This is a genomic window from Oscillospiraceae bacterium (assembly GCA_035353335.1).
Taxonomy (GTDB): Bacteria; Bacillota; Clostridia; order Oscillospirales; family JAKOTC01; genus DAOPZJ01.
Map to the genome: position 1 here is coordinate 1 of DAOPZJ010000071.1, position 10,860 is coordinate 10,860.

At 46.9% G+C, this 10,860-nt stretch carries 10 protein-coding genes; 6 read left to right on the plus strand and 4 right to left on the minus strand.

Annotated features, from left to right (window positions below):
• Positions 1-367 precede the first annotated feature (367 nt).
• From PKH29_11565 to PKH29_11585, 5 genes are all read left to right on the plus strand, one after another.
• On the plus strand, positions 368-1,294 hold the full coding sequence (locus PKH29_11565; GenBank protein ID HNX15474.1) for an ABC transporter permease: 927 nt from the start codon (positions 368-370) through the stop codon (positions 1,292-1,294).
• 18 nt (positions 1,295-1,312) lie between these two features.
• The gene (locus PKH29_11570) at positions 1,313-2,395 is read left to right on the plus strand and encodes an ABC transporter permease (protein ID HNX15475.1); all 1,083 of its coding nucleotides are present in this window, start codon (positions 1,313-1,315) and stop codon (positions 2,393-2,395) included.
• Between the two features lie 19 nt (positions 2,396-2,414).
• Complete coding sequence (locus tag PKH29_11575; GenBank protein ID HNX15476.1) at positions 2,415-3,437, plus strand: ABC transporter ATP-binding protein; 1,023 nt, start codon at positions 2,415-2,417, stop codon at positions 3,435-3,437.
• On the plus strand, positions 3,430-4,398 hold the full coding sequence (locus PKH29_11580; GenBank protein ID HNX15477.1) for an ATP-binding cassette domain-containing protein: 969 nt from the start codon (positions 3,430-3,432) through the stop codon (positions 4,396-4,398). The genes PKH29_11575 and PKH29_11580 overlap by 8 nt, the downstream gene beginning before the upstream one ends.
• A gap of 81 nt (positions 4,399-4,479) precedes the next feature.
• Positions 4,480-6,402 carry a peptide ABC transporter substrate-binding protein gene (locus tag PKH29_11585; protein HNX15478.1) on the plus strand — a complete coding sequence of 641 codons (1,923 nt, stop codon included), beginning with the start codon at positions 4,480-4,482 and terminating at the stop codon, positions 6,400-6,402.
• A 73-nt stretch (positions 6,403-6,475) separates the two neighbouring features.
• Here the strand turns inward: PKH29_11585 and pdxT are convergent, their stop codons facing one another.
• On the minus strand, positions 6,476-7,036 hold the full coding sequence (gene pdxT / locus PKH29_11590) for a pyridoxal 5'-phosphate synthase glutaminase subunit PdxT (GenBank protein ID HNX15479.1): 561 nt from the start codon (positions 7,034-7,036) through the stop codon (positions 6,476-6,478).
• Entirely contained in the window at positions 7,037-7,912 is an 876-nt protein-coding gene (pdxS, locus tag PKH29_11595) for a pyridoxal 5'-phosphate synthase lyase subunit PdxS (protein ID HNX15480.1), read from the minus strand.
• A 106-nt stretch (positions 7,913-8,018) separates the two neighbouring features.
• Between pdxS and PKH29_11600 the strand changes: the two genes are divergently transcribed.
• Positions 8,019-9,413, plus strand: a complete 1,395-nt coding sequence (locus tag PKH29_11600; protein HNX15481.1) for a PLP-dependent aminotransferase family protein — start codon at positions 8,019-8,021, stop codon at positions 9,411-9,413.
• On the opposite strand, the gene PKH29_11605 is transcribed toward PKH29_11600, so the two are convergent.
• A complete protein-coding gene (locus PKH29_11605) occupies positions 9,358-9,963 on the minus strand; it encodes a hypothetical protein (GenBank protein HNX15482.1) in 606 nt (201 codons plus the stop codon). The genes PKH29_11600 and PKH29_11605 overlap by 56 nt on opposite strands.
• 282 nt (positions 9,964-10,245) lie before the next feature.
• The coding region (locus PKH29_11610; protein HNX15483.1) for a DUF2971 domain-containing protein at positions 10,246-10,860 on the minus strand (615 nt) is incomplete at its 5' end.

The window sequence follows — 10,860 nt, forward strand, 5'->3', positions numbered from 1 at the left end:
ACCACATCCTCTTGAAATTGTTCCGTGATAACCCTCTGTTCTAGTCAAGACCCTAAAATTTTTAATAAGACAGAAAATCAATTGTGAAAAAACTAATAAATTTTGAGGAATAAATATCCCAATATAATTATTATATCACATATTCCCGGTCACCGTCAAAAAACGAAACTGCTTTTTATTTTATAGCAGAATTTTATAAATTGGGAAATCAAAAGAAGTTGATTTTAATTATAAACAAATAATAAACCTAAAAATTCTGTATTTGTAAATATTTAATACTGCTTTTTTATTGCGAAATGATTGCATTTCAATCAAAAAAGAGATATACTTGTTTTTATATATTTTTTCTGACTGGGGGAGTCATCGGATGAACAAAAAATTAGCTTTTTACATATTAAAAAGGATTTTGCTCGCTATTATGACGATCATCTTGGTTGTTTTGATTACCTTTTTCGTAATGCATGCCATTCCGGGGGGGCCGTTTTTAAGTGAAAAGGCCCCAAGCCCACAGGTTACGGCTGCGCTTGAGGCAAAATACGGTCTGGATAAACCGATTATGGAGCAATTTTGGACTTATCTGAAAGGTGTTGTCAAATTTGATTTCGGCCCTTCGATCAAACAGAGAGGCCGAAGTGTAAGCAGCATCATCCTGGAGGGTTTTAAAGTCAGCGCAAAATTAGGCCTTGCGGCGGCTTTTTTAGCGATCATATTCGGTCTTGTTCTGGGTTCTCTCGCCGCCGTTTTTCACAATAAAACGATTGATAAGATCACAATGGTTCTATCAACCGCATTTGTCGCGATGCCGTCTTTTATCATAGCGACCTTTTTGTTATTGATTTTTTGCGTGAATTTGAATTTGCTCCCCGCAAACGGCTCGTCGGCAGGAGGATTGATTTTGCCGATTATCTCTCTTTCCTTATATCCGATGGCTTATATCATACGATTGACCCGGTCGAGTATGCTCGATGTGCTCGGGCAGGACTATATCCGGACCGCGCGTGCAAAAGGCGTCAAACCCAGCAAGGTCTTGTTTAAACACGCTCTGCGCAATGCTATCACACCGGTTATCACTTATGCGGGTCCCATGATCGCATTCATCGTCACCGGAAGCTTGGTCGTTGAGAAAATTTTCGCGGTGCCGGGTTTGGGAAAATACTTCGTCTCCAGCATCTTTAACCGGGATTACACATTGATTATGGGGACCACGATTTTTCTTGCTGCGCTCATCATCCTGATGATGTTGGTCTCGGATATCTTATATAAAGTATTTGACCCACGGGTAGAACTGTCTTAAAACAGGAGGATTTGGAATATGAACGAGAAAGATAAAATACTTAAAAAGAATCCTCTGAGTTTTCAGCTGGACCTGTCTAAATTTGAACCCGCGACAGATGAGGAAAAACTGCAGCAGGTGAAAATGCGGGAGCGGACGACTTTTTTAAGAGACGGCCTTCGCCGTCTTTGGAAAAATAAAATCGCGATGACCTGTCTTTTTATCCTTGCGGTTATCTTAATCATCGTAATTTTTGTACCGACGTTTTACCCTTATTCTTATGAGCAGCAGCTTGGCCTCATACAAGGCCAGACTGTTGATTCCTCTTATCTTAATTTAAAGCCGTTTGAATACGGTGCGACCGAACAAGCGAAGATTGCGGCCGGTGAGAAAGTATTTCCGCACATCTTCGGAACCGATTCCGCGGGCAGAGATTATGCCATCCGCGTCGTTTACGGCGCTAGGGTTTCATTGTTAGTCGGCTTCTTTGCCAGTATCATCGTTTTGATCATCGGTGTCACCTACGGCTCCATCTCGGGATATTTCGGCGGTCGGTTGGATTTATATATGATGCGTATCGTCGATATCATCTATTCTCTGCCCGATCTGCTGATGATCATTCTGCTTTCGGTGGTATTGAAATTAGTTCTTGAACCTGTGATTCAAGGCACCTCGCTTTCAAAATTGGGAACCGGCATGATCAGTATCTTCATCGTATTTGCATTATTGTATTGGGTGAGCATGGCTCGTTTGATCCGCGGTCAAATCCTCTCGATTAAACAGGAGGAATTCGTTCTTACAGCCAAATCCATCGGCGCGAGTTCTAACCGGATTATCCGCAAACATATCCTGCCCAATTGTATCAGCATCATCATCATTACAACCGCTTTACAAATTCCTTCCGCTATTTTCACTGAAAGCTTCCTCAGTTTCCTGGGCCTCGGAGTCTCGATTCCGATGCCGAGTTTGGGATCGCTTGCATCCGATGCGCTGACCGGTATCTACAGCTACGCTTATCGTTTAGTCATCCCGGCTGTTTTCATTTGTTTGATCGTGCTCTCACTGAATCTGCTCGGAGACGGATTGCGCGATGCCTTTGACCCGAAACTGAAAAATCGATGAGAAAGGCGGCGTAAATAAAATGAGATTATTGGAAGTAAGAAATTTAAAGACATCATTTTACACCTCTTCCGGTGAGGTCAGAGCCGTCAACGGCGTCTCTTTCAATTTGGATGAAGGTAAAGTACTCGGAATCGTGGGCGAATCCGGTTCCGGCAAAAGTGTAACTGCTTATTCTGTCCTTCAGATTTTGACGCATCCCGGTAAAATTGTTGACGGCAGTATAAAATTCAAAGGGCAGGAATTGGTCGGCGCCGGCGAAAAGGTTATGAGTGCGATTCGCGGCAATAAAATCAGCATTATCTTCCAAGACCCAATGACCAGCCTCAATCCGGTGTTTTCGATCGGAAATCAACTGATGGAAGCCATCATGCTGCATACCAACCGAGATCAAAAACAGGCGAAGGAAAGAGCCGTCGAGATGCTCTCTCTTGTCGGCGTCAGCGAACCGAAAAAGAGAATGAATCAATATCCGCATGAGTTTTCGGGAGGCATGCGCCAGCGCGTTATGATTGCCATGGCGCTTGCTTGTGAGCCGGATATCTTGATTGCCGACGAACCGACAACCGCGCTTGACGTAACCATTCAGGCTCAGATTCTTGAACTGATGAAAGACCTCCAAAAAAAGATGGGTATGGCGATCATTTTAATCACACATGATCTCGGTGTAATTGCCGATATGTGTGACGAGGTCATCGTCATGTATGCGGGACAGTTCTGTGAACGCGGTACCGCCGATGAAATTTTCTATAATCCGCAGCACGAATATACCAAAGGCTTGATTCGCTCTATTCCTACCGTTTCCGATAAAAGAGAGCGTTTAAAGCCGATCGGAGGTTCTCCGATTGATTTGCTCAATATGCCTTCAGGCTGTCCGTTTTCACCCCGATGCGATAATGCAATGAAAATCTGTCTCAAAGAAAACGCCCGTGAGATCGTCATTAACGAAAAACATATCTCAAGGTGCTGGTTTAATATTAAAAAAAGTATTGATGAAGGTATCCTCACACCGGACCAGATAAAGGAGCTGAATTTAAATGATTAAAGAAAACACACTGCTGGAAGTAAATCATTTAAAGCAGTATTTTGATATCCCGACCGGATTTTTCGGCTCGATTCCGCTGAAAGCGGTTGATGACGTCTCTTTTTCTATCAAAGAAGGCGAGACCCTTGGTTTGGTCGGAGAATCCGGCTGCGGAAAAACTACCGTCGGCCGCACGCTGCTGCGGCTTTATAAACCTACCGGCGGAGAGATTGTCTTTAACGGAAAGAAAATCGAAGGTAAGAGATCGATTCAGGAGATACGTAAAAAAGCGCAGATGGTCTTTCAGGACCCCTACTCTTCCCTTGATCCTCGCATGACTATCGGAGACATCATCGGAGAACCGCTTGACGTTCATAAGCTCTATTCATCGAAGAAAGAGCGCCAGGAAAAAATCATGAACCTGATGGATATCGTCGGGCTTTGTTGCGAACACACCACCCGTTACGCGCACGAATTTTCAGGCGGACAGCGGCAGCGCATCGGTATCGCCCGTGCTTTGGCCGTTGATCCCAAATTCATCGTCTGCGATGAACCCGTCTCTGCCCTTGACGTTTCAATTCAGGCGCAGATCATCAATATGTTTGAAGAGCTTCAAAAGAAATTAAATTTGACCTATCTCTTCATCGCGCATGACCTATTGGTTGTCAAACATATTTCTAACCGAATTGCCGTTATGTATCTCGGCAAAATCGTTGAAGTCGCTCCGGCAAACGAACTGTATAACAAACCGCTGCATCCTTATACGGTTTCTTTGCTTTCTGCGGTTCCGATTCCCGACCCAAATTACGCGCGCTCGCATAAGCGCATCACGCTTGAAGGAGATGTCCCGAGCCCGCTCCATATGCCGAGCGGCTGCCCGTTCAGAACCAGATGCCCGAAAGCGACAAAAGAATGCGCCGAAAACGCACCGAATCTGAGAGAAATTTCACCAAATCATTACGTTTCCTGCTTGCATATTTAAAACAATTGGTGTATGATGTCTTACATATTTATTAACCGGAACTCGGTTAATTTAATATGAAATCTAAATGGAGGGGAAAAAATGAAAAAGACATTAAGCATTCTGCTGACGCTGCTCATGGTGTTTGGTCTTACAATCGGCTGCGCGCCGAAAGCACCGACCGAAATGACCGTTTGTGTCGGTCCCTATCCCGATACGATCGATCCGGCTCTGAACAGCGCGGTAGACGGCGCCACCTATATCATCCACGCCTTTTCCGGTTTGGTAGGATATAGACAGGACGCTAACGGCAAACTGGAACTCTTTGCCGACTGTGCAAAGGAGCTTCCTACTGCGACCGCCACTGCCGACGGTAAGGTACAATACGTATTCACACTCAAAGACGGCCTCAAATGGAGCGATGGCAGCGATCTGACTGCCGCTGATTTCATCTATGCGTGGAACAGAGCTGTTTCTCCGGTCACCGGAGCTGACTATGGCTATATGTTCGACGTCATCGACGGTTATTCGGCGATCATGGATGCTTTCACGCCGGCCAATGATGCACAGGCGATTGCAGATGAAGCTGCGGCAGCTCTTGAAGCTGCTAAAGGCACCGCAAATGAAGCTGCTGCGCAAGCTGCATCCGATAAAGCTGCGGCAGATGCCGAAACAGCATATGCAGCCTCGGTAACGGCGGCGGCAGCGCTTTCTCTGAACGTCACAGCGTCCGAAGACGGAAAAACATTGACCGTGGTACTTCCGGTTGATGTCCCCTACTTCATCGAGCTCTGCGCGTTCCCGGCCTATATGCCTGTCAAGAAATCCGTTGTCGAAGGCAACGAGAGCTGGGCGACAGCTGCCGAAACCTACATCAGCAACGGTCCGTACAAAGTGACCGAATTCTCCCAGGCGCAATTGGTCATGGAGAAGAACGAAAACTACTACAATGCCAAAGCAATCGTCACCGATAAGCTGGTTTTCCCGTTCAATGATGATGACAGCTCTCTGCTTGCCAACTATCAGAGCGGCGCTTACCTGTTCATTGACTCGGTCCCGAACAACGAGATCGAAAATTTGAAGACGACTTATCCGAACGATTTCAAAGTTACCGGTCAGCTTGGAACATATTATGTATGCTTCAACGTCAATGACACCGCACTTTCTGTATTCACTCCCGAAGAAGCCGTGAAAATCAGAACCGCGATGTCACTGTTGATCGACAGAAATTACATCGTCACCAATATCGGTAAAGCCGGTCAGGTTCCGGCCGCCGGATTTGTGGCAATGGGTCTCACCGAACCGGATGGTTCCGAATACATCTCCAAGAACGGTCCTGCCGGCGACGGTAAAGGTTATTACAGCGTTGCCGCCGCGGATTACACCGCCAACTGCGATAAGGCAATCGCGCTCTTCAAAGAAGTCGCGGCCTCTTCCAAGAAGTTCACCGTGGGCGCCGACAACAAGCTCGTCGGATTCCCCGAGCTCACTTATATCTTTAATAACGGCTCCGGTCACCAAGCCATTGCGGAATATCTGCAGGGTCTTTATGCCGGATACGGCCTCACAATGAACGTCACCTCCCAGGAATGGGGCACCTTCCTCAACACCCGTAAGGACGGCAACTATTCCGTGGCCAGAAACGGCTGGCTGGGCGACTACAACGATCCGATCTCCTTCCTCGACATGTGGACGACCAAGAGCGGCAACAACGACTGCCAGTTCGGCAAGGGCGCATTTGAAACCTATGCCGGCTACAGTTACGATGATAAGACCGGTTTGACATGGGCACAGTCCTATGACGCTTTGATCGCTCAGGTCAAGGCCTCCAAGGATAAGGTCGAGCGTTTCGCACTGATGCACAAAGCCGAAAACGTGCTGATGAGCACCGGCGCTATCTGCCCGCTCTACTACTACACCGACATCTTCATGATCAGTCCGACCATCAAGGGCTTCTTCTCGAGCCCGCTCGGATTCAAGTACTTCATGTATGCATCGGTTGAAGCCGATACCGCTGCGAAATAAGCAGTACCGATTTTAATCAAAACAAAGACAAAGCGGCCGGGAAACCGGCCGCTTGTTTTTGCTTTATTCCATTTTACTTAATCATGTTCAGGAAGTGCTGATGCACGGTAGTATCGTTGGTGAGCTCGGGGTGGAAAGCGGTAACGAGTTGACTGCCCTGCTGCGCGGCTACGATTTTGTGATCGACGACCGAAAGAATTTTTGTGCTACTTTCGATCGATTTGATATACGGCGCGCGGATAAACGTCATTGCGATCGGTTTTCCGCCGAATTCCGAAACCGTATTAAAGCTTCCGAGTTGACGTCCGTATGCGTTTCGAACGACGGTGATGTCCATAGTCCCAAGGTGCGAAACGGGTTTGTTGTCGATTTTTTTGGCGAGCAGGATCATTCCGGCGCAGGTTCCGAAGACCGGCAGACCGTTTCGAATCAAATCACGTATCGGGTTCATCATGTCCAAATCGACGAACAGCTTTCCCATCGTGGTGCTCTCGCCGCCGGGAAGGATCAGCCCGTCGAAAGGCCGATTCAAGTCGCTTTTTTTGCGGATCTCGAAGCTTTCTGCGCCGAGCTTCTCAAGCATCTGACGGTGTTCGAGAAAAGCGCCCTGAAAAGCCAGAATTGCTACGACCATTTATTTGCCACGCTCCGCCATCAGCAGTTCGATCTCGCCCTCGTTGATGCCGACCATGGCTTCGCCGAGGTCTTCGGAGAGTTCGGCGATGATTTTCGGATCGTTGTAGTTCGTGACGGCCTTGACGATGGCTGCGGCGCGTTTTGCGGGGTTGCCCGACTTGAAGATACCCGAGCCGACAAAAACGCCCTCCGCGCCCAACTGCATCATCAGCGCGGCATCGGCGGGAGTTGCGACGCCGCCCGCGGCGAAGTTCACAACCGGCAGCTTGCCGTTTTGGCTGACATAGAGCAGCAGGTCATAGGGCACTTTTAACTGTTTGGCGGCCTCGTAGAGTTCGTCCTGGCTGATGGAGGTCATGCGCCTGATTTCGCTCTGCATCATGCGCATATGGCGGACGGCTTGGATGATATCGCCCGTGCCGGGTTCTCCTTTAGTGCGTATCATGGACGCGCCCTCGCTGATGCGCCGCAGGGCCTCTCCGAGGTCTTTTGCGCCGCAGACGAATGGCACCTTGAATTTCGTCTTGTCGATGTGGTAAACGTTGTCAGCGGGCGAAAGAACTTCGCTCTCGTCGATGTAGTCGATTTCGACGGCTTCAAGAATCTGCGCCTCGACAAAATGGCCGATTCGGCACTTGGCCATGACCGGAATCGAGACGGCGGCCTGAATGCCCTTGATCATCTTGGGATCGCTCATGCGAGAGACGCCGCCGGCTGCGCGGATATCGGCCGGGATGCGCTCGAGCGCCATGACCGCGCACGCGCCCGCTTTTTCGGCGATGGCGGCCTGTTCGGGGGTGGTTACATCCATGATGACCCCGCCTTTTAACATCTGCGCGAGTTGTTTATTGAGTTCATATCTGTCGTTTGTCATAAAAAGCACCTCTTTACATTTGGTATACCATATACTATAATTGATTTGGTATTGTTGAAATACCCATTTTGATATTTATTTATATTACCAGATTGGAGGGTGTACTATGTTGACTTATGACTTATCAAGCCGCGGGAATGTTCCGATTTATTTATATTTATATAACCGAATCAAGGCCGATATCGAAAACGGCGTAATCAAGCCCGATGAAAAGCTTCCTTCAAAGCGCAATTTGGCGGAACACCTGAAAATCAGCGTTTTGACCGTGCAGAACGCCTATTCCGCACTGCTTTCAGAGGGATATTTGTATGCGCGGGCAAAGAGCGGGTATTTTGCCTCGGCGCTGGAGCACGTGAACCGCGCGCCTGCGAAAAAGACGGATGAAAGCGAAAACAAAGACGTAAAAAAAGAGCCGGAATGGCTGATCGATTTTTGCGACAACAACATCGACGCGGCGAATTTTCCTTTTTCGATCTGGTCCAAGCAGATGCGCGAAGTGCTTTGCGAGGGCGCGGCTTTGGAGCGGATTCCGTCGGAGGGTGTGAAAGCGCTTCGCGTTGCCATTGCGGACTTTTTATATCATTTTCGCGGCATGGCGGTTTCACCCGAGCAAATCATCATCGGCGCGGGCACGGAATATCTTTATGGGCTGTTAGTCAAGCTGCTCGGGAAAGACAAGATTTACGCGGTCGAGGACCCGGGGTATCGCAAGATCGCGGCGGTTTACCATGCCGAAAACATGGAATGTCGTTATATTGGGCTGGACAAATACGGGATTTCGTCGGCGGAGCTTGCCGAAAGCGGTGCGGACATCGTGCATATTTCGCCTGCGCACCACTTCCCCACCGGCATTGTGATGCCGATTAAGCGGCGGCAGGAGATTTTGAATTGGGCGAACGAACAAGCGGGACGCTTCATTATCGAGGATGATTATGACAGCGAGTTCCGGTTTGCCGAAAAGCCGATTCCCACGATGCAGAGCATCGACGCGCAGGGCAAAGTGATTTATATGAACACGTTTTCAAAGACGATTTCGCCGTCAATCCGCATCAGCTATCTGGTGCTGCCCCGCGACCTGCTTGCAAGGTTTCACGACGAGCTCGGGTTTTACGCCTGCACGGTATCGGGGTTTGAGCAATTTGCGCTCGCCAAATTTATTGCAAACGGGTATTTTGAGCGGCACATCAACCGCATGAAAAAGGCGTACAAGGCCAAACGGAATCTGATTATCAAGGCCATCAAGAACAATGCCCTCGGCAATCAAGCCGAGATTTTGGAGGAAAACGCGGGGCTGCATTTTATTTTAAAGCTGAAAACGGCGCTTTCAGACGAGGAGATTGTGCGGCGCGCCAAAGAAAACGGCATAAAAATATCCTGTCTGTCGCAGTATTGCTTCAGGCAGGATCACGCCGCGCCCGGCATGGTGATTATCAACTATTCCGGTATCAATACCGATCGGCTGGAGGCGGTGATGACGGCGTTGGAGCGCATATATATTTGAAGCTGATCTCTGCGTCGAGAAGCCGCATGATTTCTCTCCTGCGGCGAAAAGGGATAAAGATATCGAGAAAAAACAAATGGACGGCTTCCCATGTGAATACCCAACCGCCGATCAATAAGCTCTCCAACAAGACCTTATATACGGTTTTCGTTATTGTATAGTTATTTAATATGGTGTAGGCCGTCAACAGCACGATGGAAGTGAAAAGCAATACCCCGGAGAACCGGACAAGCCGTTTTGTTTTCCGCTGCTCCAGACGGTTCATGGAGATGTAATAATTGCGATAACTCGTGCGGATTTGATCTTCCTTTTCCGATTGTTTTTCAGCCGTATTCACGCAAAATACGATCTCGAGCTTTTTTCGCAGCGGGATATCCTCGGAGCACAGGTTTAAAAATTCGGTGAGCCCGGTGTTCAGGTCGCGCTTTTTGAAAACCGCATTGTCCCATTCATGAAAAAACTCCAGATAGTTTTCCAAAGAAATATCAATGATCACCCGCCCGTTCGTCTCATTTTTACGGTACAGCGTCTCGTAGTGCGTTCTTTTCATATGATAAAATCATCCTCGATATCTAAAAAATCCGGTGCCTATGTTTTTATTATACCATATTATCTTGTTGTTTTTTGATATCTTTTCATTTCATCAACACGGGGCGGTCGGAGGGGAAAAATAAAAAAGACGGCATCAAAATATCCTGCCTGTCGCATTATTGCTTCAGGCAGGAACACGTTTCTCCAGGCATGGTGATTAACAACTACTCCGGCATCAACACGGATCGGCTGGAGGGGGTGATGGAGGTTATCGTAAATATAATCTTAAAAGATTTATGAATTATTTTATTTGATAAAAATCAAACTTATATTTATCACTATTTAGAAACATTTGAAAAACAGGTATGTGCTTTTTTTGAGCTATATCTATAATCCTATGTTTTGCATTGTCTTCAATATTCGCTCCTAAAAATACTCTTCTTGCTTTTGGTAATTTCATTATTGGTTCTTTACTTTTTATTTGGAGTATACGCCACTCCTTTTCATAAGACCAATCTTCGCTTTTAAATAACAATCCATATATTAGTTGTTCCACAAAATTCGGTGGAATCTTTTTTGTTTTATAATAATAAGTCAATGTTTTACTACTAAATAATGCTTTTGACAATAATGGTCGTGTATCAGAATAAATTACTGGAAACAACATAATTTGAGCTGCTAATAAATCAGGATAAAGATTTGTTGTAAGTGTTTGCGAAAAATCATATTCAAGGCAAAATCCATAATGTTTATTCGCATAATGTGACCACATAAGAAGTGAATCCATTCTCTCACTTAAACAAGTTATTCTAAATTGTTCTGAAATAATATTACGGCCTTTTTGCAAAGTTTCTTTCGAAACTGGATTGGCTACACTAAACTGTACAGAAAAGATAAGGTCATGGTATAATTCTAA